This is a genomic window from Dolichospermum compactum NIES-806 (assembly GCF_002368115.1).
GTDB classification, from domain to species: Bacteria; Cyanobacteriota; Cyanobacteriia; order Cyanobacteriales; family Nostocaceae; genus Dolichospermum; species Dolichospermum compactum.
Window position 1 is genome coordinate 2,085,518 of the sequence record NZ_AP018316.1, and the last position, 19,446, is coordinate 2,104,963.

At 38.6% G+C, this 19,446-nt stretch carries 15 protein-coding genes; 4 read left to right on the top strand and 11 right to left on the bottom strand.

Going from position 1 to position 19,446, the window contains the following annotated elements; translation table 11 throughout:
* The first annotated feature begins 931 nt into the window (after positions 1-931).
* Positions 932-2,524, top strand: a complete 1,593-nt coding sequence (locus tag CA730_RS10010) for a glycoside hydrolase family 57 protein (RefSeq protein WP_096666916.1) — start codon at positions 932-934, stop codon at positions 2,522-2,524.
* A 139-nt stretch (positions 2,525-2,663) separates the two neighbouring features.
* On the opposite strand, the gene CA730_RS10015 is transcribed toward CA730_RS10010, so the two are convergent.
* The 6 genes from CA730_RS10015 to dapF all read right to left on the bottom strand — a co-directional run bounded on the left by CA730_RS10015 (position 2,664) and on the right by dapF (position 10,130).
* Positions 2,664-2,891 carry a photosystem II protein, Psb35-related gene (locus tag CA730_RS10015; RefSeq protein WP_096671428.1) on the bottom strand — a complete coding sequence of 76 codons (228 nt, stop codon included), beginning with the start codon at positions 2,889-2,891 and terminating at the stop codon, positions 2,664-2,666.
* 267 nt (positions 2,892-3,158) lie between these two features.
* Entirely contained in the window at positions 3,159-6,062 is a 2,904-nt protein-coding gene (gene polA, locus CA730_RS10020) for a DNA polymerase I (protein WP_096666918.1), read from the bottom strand.
* A gap of 277 nt (positions 6,063-6,339) precedes the next feature.
* On the bottom strand, positions 6,340-7,212 hold the full coding sequence (locus tag CA730_RS10025; RefSeq protein ID WP_096666920.1) for a DUF5895 domain-containing protein: 873 nt from the start codon (positions 7,210-7,212) through the stop codon (positions 6,340-6,342).
* 301 nt (positions 7,213-7,513) lie between these two features.
* Positions 7,514-8,857, bottom strand: a complete 1,344-nt coding sequence (locus CA730_RS10030; protein WP_096666922.1) for a histidine phosphatase family protein — start codon at positions 8,855-8,857, stop codon at positions 7,514-7,516.
* 33 nt (positions 8,858-8,890) lie between these two features.
* Positions 8,891-9,112: a type I restriction endonuclease subunit R, EcoR124 family gene (locus CA730_RS10035; protein WP_269076521.1), complete on the bottom strand. Its 222-nt coding sequence runs from the start codon at positions 9,110-9,112 to the stop codon at positions 8,891-8,893.
* Positions 9,113-9,290: 178 nt separating this feature from the next.
* Positions 9,291-10,130, bottom strand: a complete 840-nt coding sequence (gene dapF, locus CA730_RS10040; RefSeq protein ID WP_096666926.1) for a diaminopimelate epimerase — start codon at positions 10,128-10,130, stop codon at positions 9,291-9,293.
* Between the two features lie 501 nt (positions 10,131-10,631).
* Here dapF and CA730_RS10050 point away from each other — a divergent pair.
* Entirely contained in the window at positions 10,632-10,865 is a 234-nt protein-coding gene (locus tag CA730_RS10050) for a hypothetical protein (protein ID WP_096666928.1), read from the top strand.
* Between the two features lie 198 nt (positions 10,866-11,063).
* On the opposite strand, the gene CA730_RS10055 is transcribed toward CA730_RS10050, so the two are convergent.
* From CA730_RS10055 to CA730_RS10065, 4 genes are all read right to left on the bottom strand, one after another.
* Positions 11,064-13,076: a cation:proton antiporter domain-containing protein gene (locus CA730_RS10055; protein WP_096666930.1), complete on the bottom strand. Its 2,013-nt coding sequence runs from the start codon at positions 13,074-13,076 to the stop codon at positions 11,064-11,066.
* 188 nt (positions 13,077-13,264) lie between these two features.
* Positions 13,265-14,542 carry a phosphoribosylamine--glycine ligase gene (purD, locus tag CA730_RS10060; RefSeq protein WP_096666932.1) on the bottom strand — a complete coding sequence of 426 codons (1,278 nt, stop codon included), beginning with the start codon at positions 14,540-14,542 and terminating at the stop codon, positions 13,265-13,267.
* The gene (locus tag CA730_RS24285; protein ID WP_157749949.1) at positions 14,543-14,680 is read right to left on the bottom strand and encodes a hypothetical protein; all 138 of its coding nucleotides are present in this window, start codon (positions 14,678-14,680) and stop codon (positions 14,543-14,545) included.
* Positions 14,681-15,484: 804 nt separating this feature from the next.
* Positions 15,485-16,660 (bottom strand): ISH3 family transposase, encoded by a 1,176-nt coding sequence (locus tag CA730_RS10065; RefSeq protein WP_096666934.1) that lies wholly within the window; start codon positions 16,658-16,660, stop codon positions 15,485-15,487.
* 391 nt (positions 16,661-17,051) lie between these two features.
* On the opposite strand from CA730_RS10065, the gene tmk reads away from it, so the two are divergent.
* Both tmk and CA730_RS10075 read left to right on the top strand, forming a co-directional pair.
* Positions 17,052-17,678, top strand: a complete 627-nt coding sequence (gene tmk / locus CA730_RS10070; RefSeq protein WP_096666936.1) for a dTMP kinase — start codon at positions 17,052-17,054, stop codon at positions 17,676-17,678.
* A gap of 2 nt (positions 17,679-17,680) precedes the next feature.
* The gene (locus CA730_RS10075; protein ID WP_096666938.1) at positions 17,681-18,634 is read left to right on the top strand and encodes a DNA polymerase III subunit delta'; all 954 of its coding nucleotides are present in this window, start codon (positions 17,681-17,683) and stop codon (positions 18,632-18,634) included.
* 135 nt (positions 18,635-18,769) lie between these two features.
* Here the strand turns inward: CA730_RS10075 and CA730_RS10080 are convergent, their stop codons facing one another.
* Entirely contained in the window at positions 18,770-19,216 is a 447-nt protein-coding gene (locus CA730_RS10080) for a VOC family protein (RefSeq protein WP_096671430.1), read from the bottom strand.
* Between the last annotated feature and the right edge of the window lie 230 nt (positions 19,217-19,446).

Consider the following 19,446-nt stretch of genomic DNA (forward strand, 5'->3'; position numbering starts at 1 on the left):
TGTATTGGTGCTTGGGGTTTTGGTGGTTGTACCTTTAGTGGTTGAGGTTTTGGTGGTTGTAAAGCTTTTTCTATTGCTGCTATTCTTTGCAAAATCACCTGAGTATTTTGAGGACGATCTTTATATAAACGCTGCATCATATCATCTAATAAATCTGCCAACATAGATGATATTTGTGGTGCATGATTCCGCCAATTTAATCTTTCATTGTAGGAATCATACATGATTGGGTCAAGTGGTAAGTCCGTTAAAACGGACTAAGAAATTTCACAAGTAAGTAATCAGACAAAATTAATTACACAAATATCTGGGCTGAAATCCTTAACTGGCAAAGGATTGGTAATTGGTAAGTAGGTTAGCATTGAAAATCGTCGTTATGGCACTAGTACAGCTTGGCGTAAATAAAATGGCCATTCTCAATCGCCAAAAAGCTTACTCTATATTATTTTTGACTTTTGACTTTTGACTTTTGACTTTTGACTTCCGCCCTGCGGTACTAGGCTTGAGGTAAGAGTGAAGAGGGTTTGGGCGATTTTACTTTTCGTTACATATTACTCTTCGAGAAGCCGCTTCGCGTCTACGGTTTTTTTCCGTTTACCTACTTAAATAAATAATATGTAATTAATTCTGTCCAGGTACTTATTTAGTCATCTTGAGATGACTTTAGCTATGAGCAAGGAACTTGAGTTCCTTGCAGGATAGGGTTTTTGCCTAATCGAAAAATCAATCAAGGATTTGAGGTTTTGCCTGTGTAGACGCGGTTTCTAACCGCCGGTTGAACTTCCGCGAAGCGTTGCTAGACGAAAATATTTTTCTATTAAGTATTAGCTGAGGATTCATGACCAATGACCCATATAGTCTTAAAATATTCTTAATTTCCCCACACAGACTTTTTTGTCTGTAACCTCCAAGTACCACACAGAAAAATATTATGTCTATAGGCTACGTCGCGCTTGTACTTCATGCACATCTGCCCTTCGTTCGTCACCCCGGAAGTGACTATGTGCTAGAAGAAGAATGGCTATATGAAGCGATTACTGAAACTTACATTCCTTTATTAAAAGTATTTGAAGGCTTAAAACGAGATGGTGTTGATTTCAAACTCACCATGAGTATGACTCCGCCTTTGATTTCTATGCTTCGTGATCCTTTACTGCAAGAACGCTATGATGCTCACTTAGCACAACTAGAAGAGCTTATAGAGTTAGAATCCGAGCGCAATATTCATAATGGTCATGTTCGGTATTTAGCAGAACATTATGCAACTGAATTTAATGAAGCGCGGGAGTTATGGGAACGTTATCACGGTGATTTAGTTACAGCATTTAAACAGTTCCAAGATAGTAATAACTTAGAAATTATTACCTGTGGCGCTACTCATGGCTACTTACCATTAATGAAAATGTATCCCCAAGCTGTGTGGGCGCAAATTCAGGTAGCTTGTGAACATTACGAGGAAACTTTTGGTCAAGCCCCCAGAGGGATATGGTTGCCAGAATGTGCCTATTATGAAGGCGTGGAGCGAATGCTGGCGGATGCTGGTTTACGTTATTTCCTCACGGATGGTCATGGTATTTTATACGCCCGTCCCCGTCCTCGCTTTGGTAGTTATGCCCCGATTTTTACTGAACCTGGTGTAGCGGCTTTTGGTCGAGATCATGAATCTTCTCAGCAAGTATGGTCTTCTGAGGTAGGTTATCCTGGTGCAGCCGAATATCGGGAATTTTATAAAGACCTGGGTTGGGAAGCTGAATATGAATATATTAAGCCCTATATAATGCCTAATGGTCAGCGAAAAAATACTGGCATTAAGTATCATAAAATTACTGGTAGAGGCTTAGGTCTTGCGGACAAAGCTCTATATGATCCTTACTGGGCAAGGGAAAAAGCGGCAGAACACGCTGCTAACTTTATGTATAATCGTGAGCAGCAAACTGGTCACCTACACAATATCATGGGTCGTCCGCCGATTATTGTTTCTCCTTATGATGCGGAGTTGTTTGGTCATTGGTGGTATGAAGGTCCTTGGTTCATTGATTACCTGTTTCGGAAGTCATGGTATGACCAAAAAACTTATGAAATGACCCATTTAGCCGATTATTTACGAGCTAATCCCAATCAGCAGGTATGTCGTCCGGCTCAGTCGAGTTGGGGCTTTAAGGGTTTTCATGAATATTGGTTAAATGATACTAATGCTTGGGTCTATCCACATTTACACAAAGCTGCGGAACGAATGATTGAAATTTCTCAAATTGAGGCTGAAGATGAGTTACAGAAAAAAGCACTCAATCAAGCTGCAAGAGAGTTATTATTGGCGCAATCTTCTGACTGGGCGTTTATTATGCGGACAGGAACAATGGTTCCTTATGCAGTAAGAAGAACGCGATCGCATTTAATGCGTTTTAATAAGCTGTATGAAGAAGTGAAAGTAGGTAAAGTTGATAGCGGTTGGCTGGAAAAAGTCGAATCAATGGATAATATTTTCCCCAATATTGACTATCGTGTTTATCGTCCAGCATTCTAATTAGGGAACAGGGAAAAGGTAAGGGGAAGAGGAAAGAGGTAAAGAGGAACTGACAACTGACTCCACCAAAAAAGCAAAACCCCCAGTTACAATCCTGGGGGTTATTTTTATATACATCTTGTCAAATTGCCACTAAATACTATTGGGGTAAATTGCGGCTGTTGTAAGCATCAATAGCATAGGCGGGTGTGCGTTGGGTATAGTCAATCTCTACACCAGTAATAGATTTAGCTAAAGCTGCAAACTTATCAGAAGCCCAGTTGCGTTCGTGAATGGGTTTGCTTTGTTCACCCAAGAAGTAAGCGAGAGAACCAATAACAGCAACTGCTACCCAACCAACAACCAATAGAGAAATTAAAACAGCCATTTGAGAACCTCGTTTTTGACTTTTTGTAACCTTATGTAAATAAATATAACAGATTGTTAACAAAACTTGCAAATTATTTTTTGGTGTGTATGCCCTTCCTCTAGGTGCGGTATTCCCCACTGTAATAATTTTGTAACAAAAAGCACAAATACAAGAAATAGTGAGATAATATTTCAGGTATATTTTGTCATCCTTGAACTAAAAGCAACCAATTAGTAATATGCAGATCAAAGTTAATATTCTTAATCTTGCAAAAAATAGGGGAGGCTACTTAGTTTCCATCCAATTATCCCCTGCATGAATATCAACAACTAAAGGCACAGATAAAGAAACAGCATTTTCCATCACCGATTTAATTTGTGGTTGCAATTCTTCCCACTCTTGAGGAGGAATTTCAAATACTAATTCATCATGAACTTGCAATAACAACCGCGCTTGATATTTTTTCAGAACCTCATGCAATTGCACCATAGCAATTTTGATAATATCTGCACTAGAACCTTGAATTGGGGCATTAGCAGCAGAACGGAGTAACCCAGCATCATATTGACCTAAATTTTTTAACTTCTGTAAATTAATATCTTCTAAATTACTACCTTTTAACTGCTGTAAACTATTACTAGTAAACTCAAAATAACGTCTTCTTCCGAGAATAGTTTCCACATAACCATAAGCGATAGCTTGTTTTTTAACTTCCTCTAAATATTTAAATACTTGGGGATATCGTTGATTAAATCGCTTAATAAACTCATTAGCATTAGCTTTATCTATCCCCGTTGAGTTGGCAAATTTAAGAGAACCCATGCCATAAATTACACCAAAATTAATCGTTTTCGCAAAACGTCGTTCTTCTGATGTGACTTCGGCTTTTTCAAAAACTAATTTTGCAGTCACAGTATGAATATCTTCATTTTGCTGATATGCTTGAATTAATATAGGTTCTTGACTCAAATGCGCCAAAATCCTTAACTCAATTTGTGAGTAATCAGCAGCTACCATTAACCAACCTGATTCAGGTAAAAACGCTTTTCTAATTTGGCGGCTAAAAGCAGTGCGAATGGGAATATTTTGTAAGTTTGGATGAGAAGAGGATAACCTGCCCGTAGAAGTTGCAGTTTGGTTAAAATCAGTATGTAGTCTTTGACTTTGAGGATGTACTAAAGCTGGTAAAGCATCCACATAGGTAGATTTTAATTTTGATAAAGTTCGATTTTCAATAATCGCTTCCACAAATCCAGTATGATCAACTTCTAGAAGTTTTTCTAAAGTTGCTGCGTCTGTAGAATAGCCAGTTTTAATTTTGCGAGAATATTTCGTACTTAAACCTAATTTCTCAAACAGAATATGACTCAATTGTTTAGGAGAACCTAAATTAAATTTTTCCCCAGCAATTTTGGTAGCTGTTATTTCTAACCTTGCTAATTCTGTTTCTAACTGCTGTGAAAGTTCCTTGAGATAATCGGAATTAATCCGAACTCCTGTATATTCAACTTCCGCTAAAACTGCTTCTAATGGTTGTTCAACTTCATTTAACAGTTTATATAAACTTGGAGTTTTTTCTAGCTCTTCCCGCAGTTTTGCTACTAATCCAAATGTTCCATAAACATCCATTCCGCAATAATCAGCAACCGCAGCAATACTAATATCAGCGATAGTCTTGCCTTTGGGAACTAAATCTCCATAACTATTCGCACTTAATCCCAAATATCGCAGAGATAAATCACTTAAATTATGACTACTATCGGGATTAATCAAATAACTGGCTAACATCGTATCAAATACCACTCCAGCTAAATTAATTCCTTGACAGCGCAGAATTAATCGATCAAATTTAGCATTTTGGAAAGCTTTAGGATAATCAGCACTTTCCAAAATTGGCCGCAAAGTTTCTAATACCAAATCTCGATTTAAATTATCGCCGATTTTATGACCAATAGGAATATAAGCAAGTTCATCTGATTCTGTTCCCCAGCAGCAACCAATTCCCACTAAATCTGCATCTCGTGGTTCTAAAGCAGTAGTTTCTGTATCCCAAGCAACTGGGTTTTCTGGATTAGTGAATTTTCTTAAAAGTTCTACTAATTCAATTAATTTTGCTTCTGTATTAATAATGCGAGGTTGAATTGGTGAAGCATTTTGTTTTATTTCTTGTGCTGTCTCTTCTGCACTAAAGAACCACAAATCATCATCTGTTTCGGCGATTATTTCCGATACCTTATTTTCTACAACTTTTCCACCAAGTTTTTGCTGTATTTCGTTAATTGTCTCTAAAAATCTTTTAAATTCTAATTTCTCTAAAATCGGAATCAGCAAGTTATTATCAAAACCTGTTAATTGACAATCTTCTAAATCAACTTCTAGGGGAACATCACAAACTATCTTAGCTAAATAACGAGATTTTTCCGCGTTTTCTTTACCAGTAATTAGTTTTTGCTGAGTTGCACCTTTAATATCATCTATAGCTGCATAAATTTCTTCCAGAGAATTATAAGTATTTAATAGTTGTGCTGCTGTTTTTTCCCCAATTCCTTTGACTCCCGGAATATTATCTGATTTATCACCACATAAAGCTTTAAAGTCAACAACTTGCGTTGGTAATACCCCTAATTTCTCTTTAACTTCTTCGGCTCTAAATTCAGCAATACTATTTGTAGAACGTTTTAAGGCTTCTGGCGTGAAGTTTAAAACTGTAATTTCTCTATCAGCATCAATTAATTGAAATAAATCCCTGTCACCAGAAAGTATTTTCACCTGATATCCAGCCGCAGAGGCTTTCTGTGCTAATGTTCCTAGTACATCATCGGCTTCATAACCAGGTGCAGTGAGTATGGGTAAATTTAGGCTTTGTAATAACTCATGGAGGTTTTCTAAGTCGGGAATAAAGTCTTCTGGGGTTTCCCCACGTCCAGCTTTATAAGTATCATCAGCTTCATGACGAAAAGTAGGTGAACCTAAATCAAAAGCTACTGCTACTGCTTGTGGTTGTTGTGTAGATATTACTTCTAATAAACATTTGATAAAACCAAAACAAACACTGGTGGGAATACCAGTTTTTGTGCGAAGTCCTCCGTCTCTACCTTTAGCAAAAGCAAAGTAGGAACGAAAAGCTAGAGAATGTCCATCTACAAGGATGAATATGGGTTTGTTTATAACTGAAGAATTAAGAGTCAACTGCTTAACCGAATTAGGAAACTATTATATTCTAATTTTTTTCTCCAGATTTAATATGCAACATAGTAGTCTGTCAACCCGAAAATGACGGGTGAAGGCAAGCAGAGGGAGAAGAGAAGCAAGGGGGCAGGGATCACAAGGGTAGGTTTTTTACATTGTCGTGAGGGCAAGACTGGGAAGACTTGGAGGCTACCTTGTCTTTCTCCATTATAAATCTCTATGTAAAAAACCTACCCCTGTGAGCTACTCCCTGCTCCCTGCCCCCTGCCTCTCTGCTTTAATAAGGTGGATAACCAAATTCATCGTCATCCGCATACACATAAGAATTGGTAACACCGGATGTCTCTACCTTAGAAGCCTCTGGTTTAATCACTTCCTTACCAAATTCTTTGTATTCTTCAAAAGCCTTACAAATAATTTCCGACTCAGGAGAGTCTGAAGCAATCATATAATCGGTTAAAGTTGAAATCGTGGGATGTTTATAATCTACAGTTGAAGCCACCAAAGCGATATTCGGTTCTATACCTCTTTCTTCCGGTTCAATAATAGGGCAGAAAATCCCATGAGCATGGAATAAAGGCCCTTTAGGAGTTAGTGGTTTCTTTTGAAAACCAGCATAAGCCTTTTCCAATTCCCCAGCAAAACCGCCAGTAATTCGCCCTTGTTGATATTCAGCGTAATTTTTCCCAAAACTAGCGCCGGGTGAACCACTCAGAGTTAATTGCAGAGGTGATTGATGCAAAAACTTTTTATCTTCACCGACTAAAAAAATCAAATGGCGAGTATAAATTTTAAATTTAAGTTTATCAGCTAAAAACTCTTCTTTGTAATCTTTGTATGTACCTAATCTAATCTTGGTTTCCCGATCTTGCACCGATAACGGGCCACGACGCACGATCACCAATCGAGGAGTAGTAGTAATAAATATGGTTTCTACTTCTCCCGAACTAAATTCATGTTCCACCTGTTGCCAATTATCATCGGGCTGAAACCCAACGGATTGAGCATTATCGCGGCTAATCGCTAAACCATAGCTTTGTAAACCATCTGTACCATACCGAGGATTGATCATTAAACCCCAGGGAATCACTTGAGACGGTGGGGCGTTAAATTTTTCGTCTTCAAAGTCGAACTTAGCAGATGCTTTCATGATTTTAGAATATCAGTGTGTTTAATTTAATAAGTCTATCGTTTGTACCAGATTTTGTACCATCTATCTCCGATATTAGACACTTTCTGAATTAGATTGTAACAATTTTTGGTAACCGCTCAATAATCCGGGGTAAATCCTTCCATGACAAGCCTCAAATGGCGTAAAATCGTCCCCGAATGGGTAGTCCGCCCCCATTTATTGAGCGGATACAATTTTTGTTTAACAATTAATTATAAAACCCGTAGGGGCGGGGTCTCCCCACCCTTTCTCTATTCTTTCTCTCCCTCTCCCCACTCAATTACAATGCACCAGCTGCAGTTTTATCGAGAACACTATTACTTAAATGCCCAGTAATATTCATCGCTTGCAGAACTGGATAACCTTGAATTCCATCAGGATAATCAATCACACTCACAGCGCCATTACCTTGACGGAAGTTCCAGAAATTTTCGTTAGATAAACCCAGAATATGGCATAATAATGTCTTATTAGTGGCATCATGGGCGACGACTAATCCTAGTTGTAATTGCTGATTTTGAGCATTTTCGACTATAGTATTCCAATCAGCAACACTGCGATCGCTCACCTGTGCTAAATTTTCCCCTTCTGGCATTTGCACTTTGTCCGGTATTGTCCGCCAACGTTCTAATTCTCCGGGAAATCCTTGCTCAATTTCTGATTCAAATTTGCCTTCCCACAGTCCGTGACTAATTTCTCTTAAACCAGCAAATAGTTCTAATTTCAAACTAGCATGATATTTTAAGATAATTTCTGCTGTTTCCTTGGGACGGGACATGGTACTGCTAACAGCAAAATCAATATTTATGTCTTTGAGAAATTCTGCGGCTTTTGCGGCTTGGTTTCTACCATTATCATTGAGGGGAATATCAATTTGTCCTTGAAATTTGCCTTGACGATTCCATTCAGTTTCGCCATGACGGACTAATAATAATCTTACACCTTTATGACCAGGACGCAGAGAAGGGAAAGTTTCACCCAGATGTTGGGTTTGATTCATGGATTCTAACTGCACGGGTTCACCTAAACCACCTGCAAAATTCAAGATACTAATGCCGCAGTTAGATTGTTGTAAGCAATGGTAGCGACTGGGGGAAATTCCCAAAGCTGTGCTAATTAAGGCCCGATTGATGCCATTATGACCCACAATCAGGATAGTTTCTCCTTGGTGTTGGGGGAGAATCTCTTGCCAAAATTGCTTGGCTTGGGCGTATAAAGCCAGAACTGGGAAATGTTCTGTAGTTCCTGAAGGTTCATCTAAAACCATGCGAAACTCGTGGGGACGTTGTTTCCAGGTGCGGTAATCTTCAGTAAAGTTTTTTTGGACTTCACTTGTGGTCATTCCTACCCAGAGGGGTAAATCAACTTCTACCAACTGTTCATCAATTTGAATCACAGGAGGTTGTGTAGCTAATTGACTGCGGATAATTTCGGCTGTGGATTTGGCACGCTGGAGGGGACTACTATAAATAGCTTGAAAGCAAATACTACTGAGGGCAATACCAGCTTGACTGGCATCATTTTCACCTTTTGGGGTTAATGACGAGGCATCAGTCCGCCCTTGAATACGTTTTTCTATATTGTAGGTACTTTGACCATGACGCACGATGATCACACGGGTCATTTTTTTACTTTCCTCTATATCAAAGGAATAATTTTACTGCAAAATGGGTAAGGAAGTCATGATAAAGGTATTCATCACATTTTCATCGGACTGGAGTTGTTGCAGATTATTGGCGATAAATGCTTCAATTAAGGCGCGTTTATTGCGTAATTGTATTTCATCTGCCATCAGATCGAGAATTTCTTTTTGGAGTTTTTGAGTTGCGACTGGATCTGTTTTGTTCATGCTTCTCAACAAATTGAGAATATACGCCACATTAGAGGGTGTTTGAAAAGTCGGTGAGTGAGCGGAAAGTCCTTTTTGAGCCAAGCGTAATGTTACAACAGATAATTACCGTAAGCAGATATATAAACAATAAGAATAAGATCCCCGACTTTTCTAAGAAGTCGGGGATCTGGGAATCTAACTCTTGCAGAAAATAGGCTGAATTTATTTAATACTTGCCTGTAAATACTCGTTCTGCGGGGCCTGTCATGTAAATCCGGTTATCAATTTCCGACCATTCGATTTCTAGGGGTCCGCCGGGTAATTCTATGGTAGCGGTGCGATCGCATTTATCGTTCAATACACACGCCACTAAGGACGCACAAGCACCTGTGCCACAAGCGAGGGTAATTCCAGCGCCTCGTTCCCAAACTCGCATTTTCAAATAGTTACGATTGACTATTTCAATAAATTCGGTGTTGGTTTTTTTAGGAAATACGGGATGATTTTCAAATTGGGGGCCAATACTTTCTAAATTAATCGCCGCAATATCTTCCACAAAAGTAATACAGTGGGGATTTCCCATGCTGACACAGGTAACATCCCAAGTTTTTCCGGCTATTTCCAAGGGTTGATTAATGACTTGAAACTCACTAGGTGCTAAAGTTGTGGGAATTTCCCCTGCTAATAATCGGGGTTCACCCATATCTACTTTAACTTGACCATCATCTGTGAGTTGGGGTGTAATCACACCTGCTAAGGTATGAATATGATATTTATCTTTGGTGCGAGAAATACCTTCCAATTCCGTCAAAAATACCGCTAAACAGCGAATCCCATTCCCACACATTTCCGGTTCTGAACCATCCGAGTTAAAAATTCGCATGGTGTAATCCGTGCCATTTTGTCCAGGAAGTGCGAAAATAACACCATCTGCTCCAATACCAAAATGGCGATCGCACCATTGTACCGCTTTCTCTGGTGTCAATACTGGTGTCAATGAGGAACGGTTATCAATGAGGATAAAATCATTACCGAGTCCTTGATACTTAGTAAATTCGATTGCCATTTTGACCTAAATGAATTATTAAAGATTCATTCATACTATTAAAAAATTTGTCAGTTGTCAGTTGTCAATTACCAATATATGGCAACAAATCAATTTGATACTTCACTACCTAGCACTCGTCAGGTCTAGAAGTGCATTAAAGAAAAATTAACGGTCGAATTTAGATTAATGACTGGTGATTTGATTACAGGTCGCATAGGCAGGATCACAATTGTATTTGTATTTTCGATGGTAATAATGACCAGATTATGGTTTGGAAACAGGCGATCGCCTACATGAAACCATTCAGTGATACAGTAACGGAAAGAGGATTGATCCCGCAAAATGTCAGTGTTGAAGTTGTACCTAAGTAGGGCTTGCTGATAGCAACCTACTCAAACCTGTATAAAACTGTGTTGCTTCTAGTTGCTTATCGGATTGACTGGATATTATTGGTTTGTCTAATATTTAAATTAACGGTGGAATTTAGCGCGACTAATCAACGTTAAGGATATTTCTAAAATGTCTAAAATACGAATCACAGATATACCTTTATTCGCAGATATGTCTATTGACCAACAAGAAATTATAGTAGGTGGTACGATTACGGATATCGGGACAAACACTGTACCCAATTATATTCTTTTAAACCCAATCATCAATGATTTGCTTAGCAGTTTAGATATTAATGCTTTTGACTGGAAACCATACCTAGATAGTGTAGGATTCGATATAAGTTTACCGATTACGGGATAATTTTAACGCCTTAAAAACTGTATAACCCCTCCCCGCAAGTGAGGAGGGGAATAGTTATTTTACCAAATTTACAAAAGTCAATAAATATTGGTTCTAGTATGACTACCTGACTTGAACATAAGACCCCACCCCTAACCCCTCCCCGCAAGCGAGGAGGGGAATAAGAGGTTTTTTCATGGTGTATGCAGTGCATGATGGCTACTTAATAGTGATTTTACCTTCGGCAAATTGGACTAAAGCTGTGAGTTCTTCCGCTGATCCTACCACTAATAAGCGATCGCCTAAAAGGAGTGTAGTTTGACTATTGGGATAATCAATTTCTTTCCCATCAGCCCGACAAATAGCCATTAAACTCACCCCAGTTAAATAACGCATATTCACTTCTTCTAAAGTCATGCCAATTAAAGGTGAATCTGCTGGTAAATCATACCAACGACGATTGAGATCACGGGTGACTTTTTGTAAATATTGGGAAACTTCAGTAGCAGAACTTTCAGGGCGTAAATCCAAATAATGATCTTGGCGAATTTGCTGCATTTTTTGTTGTACCACTTCTGGTAATAAACCCACACCAATTAAGAGATGAGTTGCCATTTCTAAACTTGCTTCAAATTCTGGTTGGACGACTTCTTTTGCCCCCAATTGATAAAGAAGCTCAATATTTTTATCTTGGGTAGCACGGACAACTGTATCTAATTCTGGACATACTTCCAAAGATCGTTTTAAGCATAGCCGAATACTAGCAGGATCAGGGAGAGCGATCGCCATTCCTTGAGCATGACTGACACCAGCGGTTTCTAAGACATGAAGACTCACCGCATTACCATAAACATAGGCAATTCCTGCTTCCCTTAACTGTTGAATCCGACTTTCTGATTGGTCAATTACCACCACAGATAATTGATATTGCTGTAACAACTTCACCAAATTTTTACCTAGTCTTCCATAACCACAAACTACTACATGATTTTTCTGCGGCAAATCTTCCGAAAAATCACGAGCTTGGTCATCCACCAAATATGGTTTTAGCCAGGGCATAGATTCAGCAAAATCAAATAAAAATGGCACTAATCGCAAGACAAAAGGAGTCAACATTAAAGTAACGGCAGTAGTTCCTAAAATTAGTAAATATATCCGCCGAGACACCAAACCTAAAGCTTGCCCTTCACTAGCCAGAACAAAAGAAAATTCCCCAATTTGTGCCAGTCCCAACCCCACAATTAAAGATGTTTTTAAAGGATAGCGAAACAGACTTACTAAAGGAGTAATAATTAAAAACTTACCCACAAAAACTAAAGCCACCAATCCGAGAATCAATTCTAGATTTTGCCACAAAAATACCGGATCAATTAACATCCCAATGGCAGCAAAAAATAAACTAGCAAATATATCCCGCAATGGTTCCACAATAGTCAAAGTTTCATCAGCATATTCCACCTCAGAAATCATCAATCCAGCGACAAATGCCCCCATTTCAATAGATAACCCCAAGTATTCTGTGAATATGGCAATTCCTAAACAGATAGTGACAACACCTAATAAAAATAACTCCTTACTTTCCGTGCTGGCTAGTAATCTGAGTAAGGGGGGAATCAACCAAATCCCGGCTACAATCGCACCAGCGGCAAATAAACCAATCTTTAGTAATGCCATCAGTACAGCAATTCCAATCACCTCTCCTGGTGCATGGAGGGCTGGTAAGACAGCTAACATCAATCCCAGGGCTAAGTCCTGAACAACCAACATCCCCAGCATCACCTGACCGTGAGGTGTTTCCGTTTCATTGCGTTCCATTAAGCACTTGAGAACCACCGCAGTGGAAGACAGAGACAAAATCGAACCCAAAAATACACCCTTAGCGGGTAAAGTTCCCCAAGCGCCAGTGACACCGCAGACCAAAACAGTGATGAGAATAGTGAGGATAATTTGTAAAGTACCACCTCCAAGAGCGATCGCCTTAACTTTCCTAAGTTCCGTCAAGGAAAACTCCACACCCAAAGCAAACAACAAAAACGCCACCCCAAACTGAGCCAAGGTTTCCACTTGGATAAGTTCCTTAATCAGTCGCAGTCCAGAAGGGCCCACAATCATCCCACCAATCAGATATCCCAGTAAAACAGGTTGTTTTAACAGCGCAGCTAATAGTCCACCGCAAGCTGCAACAGCAAACACCAAAACTAAATCAATAATTAAACGAAAATCTTCTTGCACCGGTTTTAATTAAGAACTATAAACAACCATATAGATTCAGCATACAAACTTTTATCAATTTGCGGGGAGGGCTGGGGTACAAGAAAATATAGCAGGGGGCAGGGGGTAGGAGAGAGGATTTTATTTAAGATTCCTCTGCGCCTCTGCGCCTCTGCGAGAGCAAAAAATCTAATTCAAGTACCCAAAAATCAACCTAAAACCCGATAACCAATATCTCGGCGATAATACATTTCATCAAATTGAATGCTCTTTATACCTGCATAAGCTTGAGATAAAGCTGCTTGAAAATCCTCACCCAAGCCAGTGACATTTAACACCCTACCGCCATCTGTCACAACTTCCTGGACGGCATTTAACCTTGTCCCCGCGTGAAAAACCGTCGCCCCTGCGGTCTGGGCTGCGGCAAAACCAGTAATTACCTTACCCTTAATATACTCTCCCGGATAACCACCAGAAGCAGCCACCACCGTCGCCGCTGCCCCTTGTTTCCAAGTAATCGGCGGCATATTTCCTAACTGCTGTTCTATACAAGCCAAAATTAAATCTTCCAAAGGTGTTTCTAGCATTGGTAAAATCACTTGGGTTTCTGGATCACCAAAGCGACAGTTAAATTCTAAAACCCGAAAATCCCCATCTGGTGAAATCATTAACCCCGCATACAAAATGCCTCGGTAGTCAATGCCCCTAGCCTGTAAGGCGTGAATAGTTCTTTCTAATACTTCTGTTTGTACCCGTGCCATTAACTGCGGTGTGGCTATTGGGGCGGGAGCATAAGCACCCATGCCTCCAGTATTGTCTCCTGTATCACCTTCACCAACACGCTTATGATCTTGAGCAGGTAATAATGGGCGAATGGTTAAACCATCGGTGATAGCTAAAATAGATACTTCTTGCCCGACTAAACATTCTTCAATGACAACGGAACTACCAGCAGATCCAAATTGTCCTTGAAAAATTGCCTCAATTGCTGCTTCAGCTTGGGCAATGGTTTCGGCAACTGTTACCCCCTTTCCAGCCGCTAACCCATCGGCTTTTATGACAATGGGCGCACCTGCGGATTGGATGTAAGCTTTTGCTGGGGCTGCTTCTGTAAATACCGCAGATTTAGCTGTGGGGACTCCGGCTTCTGCCATTAAGGCTTTAGCCCAGGCTTTACTTGCTTCTATTTGCGCCCCTTCCTTATTTGGACCAAATACCATTAAGCCTTGATTTTGCAAATAATCAGTAATTCCCTCAGCTAAAGGTACTTCTGGTCCAACAATTACCAGAGAAATATCATTATTTACCGCATATTCGCTAATACCAGCAAAATCATCCACCGCTAAGGGCAAGTTTTTACAACCGGGCATAGTTGCAGTACCACCATTACCTGGTACACAGACAACTTGCTCGATTTTATCAGATTGCAGCAATTTCCACGCTAGAGCGTGTTCCCGTCCCCCATTCCCGATAACTAAAACTTTCACTTATTTCCTCGCGCGTAATCCAGCAAAACGAGAATATATGATACCATCTTCAATTGTCCAAGCTGGTAATCTGGCTAGATTTAGGGTTTGTGTGCCAAAAGAGCGAACTGCTTGCAGCAACACTTCGCGATCGCACAATCATAATCTAATAATATACTCTTAGTTTTATCCTAGATGCTATTTATCAGATATATTATTCATAATGGCTATATGATAAGCTTAAATTATAGAAAATCAATAATACTTTTGATATTTATAACTTTTAGCAATTTGCCTTTATATTTCCTTAATAATTAATTGAAAATTTTTTCTATTTATCAACGAGGTTGCTATACTTTCAGCGATTTGCTATAATTTTAGAGAATTTCATAATTGGGTTATTACTGTCAATTTTGGATCTTTCAGAGGATGTTAGTCTCAAACCCTTTATTGACAGTAGTTTTAGAAGTTAATTTCCCAGGCTAATACAAAACTTTACAAAAATTTTAGCCATAAATTTGCTCAGAAATGATCTAATTTGAGCGATCGCAAAAACTCCCTATTGACAAATTGACAAAAAAGTGATACATAACTTGTCACCCGTTAAGGGGTAAAGCAAAAGCTCATTGGTGTCAACTTAACGTAAAACATCTATTCCGCAAAGAACTCAAGTTATCTCATTCCCAGTCTCTGACTGGGAATGAATTCTAGAAGGCTCTGACTTCAATGATATTAGAGGCAGAGCCTCATTAACTGCATTCATAGTCTCTGACTAGGAACGAGATGTGGTAGGGATTTGAGCTTAAGTTGACACCATTAACAGTAAACCAAAAAGTTTTTTCCTGAAGGGAGATCGCCAAATACTGTGTAGTATAAAATACTTTTTTATTCCCGATACTCTAATCAGCAGACATAGTATAGATAATAATTACTTATGATTAGCTGGTTAATAATTTCTTGACGCTAACCGGATGGAATATAAATGCTTTCAACGACTTGATATTTCCTCTGTAGGGCTTGAGATAAAAAGGCTAACATCTGTTTGAGTGTAAAAAGTGTGCGATAAATTAATCTACTACCTTTCCTTTTCCGACTGATTTTGAGCCATAGTAGATTCACCCAGATGTTAATTAGAAGAAAGGATATTCCAATGAATAGTAATCTCAAGACTGGATTTTTGTTATTCGTCTTAATTCGACAAATATTTTTCAGACGATAACTAGTTTCAATGCCAAATCTTTTTCGATAATCTTGATAGATGTAATTTAAATTTGTTTTTACCTTATAAGCAACATAAACAAAATATTGAACTCCATGCTTTTTATGCTTTCCCTTTCTATATTTACAGACAACCCATAAATCAAATGTGACGAAATCATCTTTATCTCTTGTAATGGTATAGGTAGTTTTATAACTTTTTTTACCCTTGAGGAATTGTTTGATTCCTCCTTTTTTTCCAGTCTTGATAGCAGGCATAAGAAAGGGAATATCTAATGCCTGTAACCATGTAATTACAGGAGTATTAAAAAATCCCCTATCCAAATAGAGTTTTTTTACATTTATTTTTAGGGATTCAAGTTCGGCTAATAAATAAGTAATTAAAGCCACACTAGTATCTAATTGGCGAACACCTCTTATTGCTAGAGTTACACGCTTATTATTACTAATAACATATAAAGTGGCATAGGCATAAAATGAATTAGTACCAGATTTAGCTTCACTTCGATATATGTAGGGTAATTCTGACGATGTTGGTTGACCATAATAACAAATTAAATTTAAATCAATCGCTATTTTTAAACACCGTTTTTTTAATCCTAAAGGAATTCGACTTTTTAATGCTTGATTGATTTGCGCTTCTAATTCCTCAAAATTGTTAATTTTATTGAGATGATATCTAATATCATTAGCTGTCGGAATATTTTTTAACAATTTAGCAGTGTTTTCAATACTATCTCCACTGCTGGCTGCTTTAACCAGAATCTCGAATAAAGTTTGTTGGTTACAGGCTCCTTGAGTTTCAATGGAAAAATTTTCTACTAAACACTGAATAACCTCATCAAGAGTTTCTGAGTCGGTTAAAACGAGTTCTTCTGTAGACTCGCCCCGCGTGGCTTTTGTTAGAGATGAAACAGTCAATTTTTTCAGCCAATATGCTACACACTACTTTCATCATTTCATATTTTGATCCAGTGCAAATTATGATAACTATTTCTTATATATTTGGTATTCTATAGTACATGAGTATCTGTCGTATTTTGTTAGTGATGCCTGCTGCGTCTGTAGCAATAGCGTCAGCACTCCGTAAAAATCACTCTTTGGGAAAACTTTTTGGTTTACTGATAAAAGATTTGGATTTAATGTAGGGGTAGCGCCCCCGTGCCTACCCCTTCCTAACCGCGCCCCCGTGCCTACCGCAGTATTTGGGGCAACCACAGGGGGTTTGCCCCTACATTAGGTTTGCTTTTGGTGATAAAGTGTATATAAATAGGGATGTCTAAAAAATTAGTGGTAGCAAAATTTTTAAAATATGAGTGGTAAATTCATTGTCTTTGAAGGGGTGGAAGGTTGCGGTAAAACTACTCAGATGCAACGGTGTTTTCAGTGGTTGGAAAGTTTAAATATATCGGCGCTGCTGACTCGTGAACCCGGGGGAACGGAGTTAGGAAAGGATTTACGGGCGTTATTATTGGAAAAGTCACCAAGTAAGCCTGTGGGAGAAGTCACGGAATTATTATTATATGCAGCGGACAGGTCACAACATATCGAAGAAGAGTTAAAACCTAATTTAGCCATAGGGAAATTTATTCTGTGCGATCGCTATACTGATTCTACTATCGCCTATCAAGGTTATGGTAGAGGTCTAAATATGAATCTCATTCATCAACTTAATCAGATTGCTACTGGTGGCTTAGAAAGTGATTTAACTATTTGGTTAGATGTAGATGTAGAAGTAGGACTATCCCGCAAACGGGGACAAGCTAAACTAGATAGAATTGAACAGGAAACTATTACTTTTCATCGTCGGGTACAGCAAGGATATACAGAATTAGCTGCATCCAATCCATCCCGAATTGTGCGAATAGATGGTAATAACAGTCAAGATATTGTTCAAAAAAATATACAGGAAATTTTACAGCAACGCCTGTTTTCATAACTATGTTCTCGTCACTAATCGGACAACAGCAAGCAGTAGAATTATTAACTCAATCAGTTAAACAACATCGAGTTGCACCAGCTTATATGTTTGTAGGTGCTGATGGTGTGGGCAGAAGTTTAGCAGCAAAATGTTTTATAGAATTACTTTTTTCTAGTTCTGTAAAACCGGATCAAATTCCCATTTTACACAATAGAATTCAGCAAAGAAATCATCCAGCTTTATTGTGGGTAGAACCAACTTATCAATATCAAGGACAAAGACTCACCCCGGCAGAAGCAGCCGAAAAAGGCGTTAAACGCAAAGCACCACCGGTTATTCGTTTAGAACAAATTCGAGAAATTACCCAATTTCTTTCCCGTCCCCCCTTAGAAGCAACGCGAAATGTCATAGTTCTAGAACAAGCAGAAACAATGGCAGAATCAGCGGCAAATGCGTTATTAAAAACCTTAGAAGAACCAGGAAAAGCGACATTAATTTTAATTGCCCCTTCCCCCGAATCTGTACTACCAACTTTAGTATCCCGTTGTCAAAAAGTTCCCTTTTATCGTTTGAATACTGCGGCTATGACTCAAGTATTAACACAAACAGGAAATGCCGAAATTTTGCAACATCCAGAAGTTTTAAATATAGCCGCAGGTAGTCCAGGAAATGCCATTTCCTCCTACCAACAATTGCAAACCATTCCTAGCGAATTTATCACCCAGGTGAAAAAAACGCCAACATCTTACCGTCATGCTTTAGAATTAGGTAAAAAAATTGATAAAGAATTAGATACAGAAGCCCAATTATGGTTAATTGACTATTTACAACAATACTATTGGCAACAAATACATGAACCAAAAATCATTCAACAACTAGAAAAAACTCGAAAACATTTACTTTGTTACGCCCAACCTCGTTTAGTTTGGGAATGTACATTTTTAGCCTTATTTAAAATATCGCAAAATCCGTAGGGGCGGGGTTTCCCCCCCCCTCAATTATATTACTCTTCATTTCTCTTTGCGCCTCTACGCCTCTGCGTGAGACAAAAAAACGTGGTTCATTTACCCGAAAATCGCTGTAATTATTGAAATTTTCCCTTATATTATTTAATCAGGATCACAACGAATTTCAATCATAAATCCATCGGGATCATAAAAATACACTCCTCTCCCAGTAGGACGGGAAACAGGACCATAAGCAATGACCAAATTATTTTCTTGAATTACTGTTAATGCTTGGTCAAATAATTCTGGAGCAATATCAAAAGCTAAATGATATGCTCTAGTAAAAGACTTACTGGGATCTGGATCTGGTGGTAATAATTCTGGTTCTCCAAATAAGTCAATAATTGTGCCGTCAGGAGTGGCAAAATTAGCGACTTTGCCGGCGTTGACAAGTTCTCTTAATGTTTTTGGTATTTCGTCCCCTGTAAGTTCGTGTAAGCCTAAAATATGACCATAAAAATGGCGAGATGCTGCCATATTTTCGACGTTAAAAGCGATATGATGAACCTTGCGGAGGTAGCCAGTGGGAATATTTTTTTGAGAAATCATCATCCCGAAATTTAGAATCTATGGATTTAAAATTATTTGCAAATCGAGAATAAAGCCCGGTAAAATATCTTCACCAGAAAGTTTTGGTGGGTTGTCAAAATCAAATTTCAATGACCAACCTGTTTTAGTTAGAATATTAACTGCATCATACAGTAGTTTACTACGTCCTAAAGCTGGATCAGAAAGAGGAATATCTTTAACATAATGAAAAATAGCTTCCCAAGCATAAT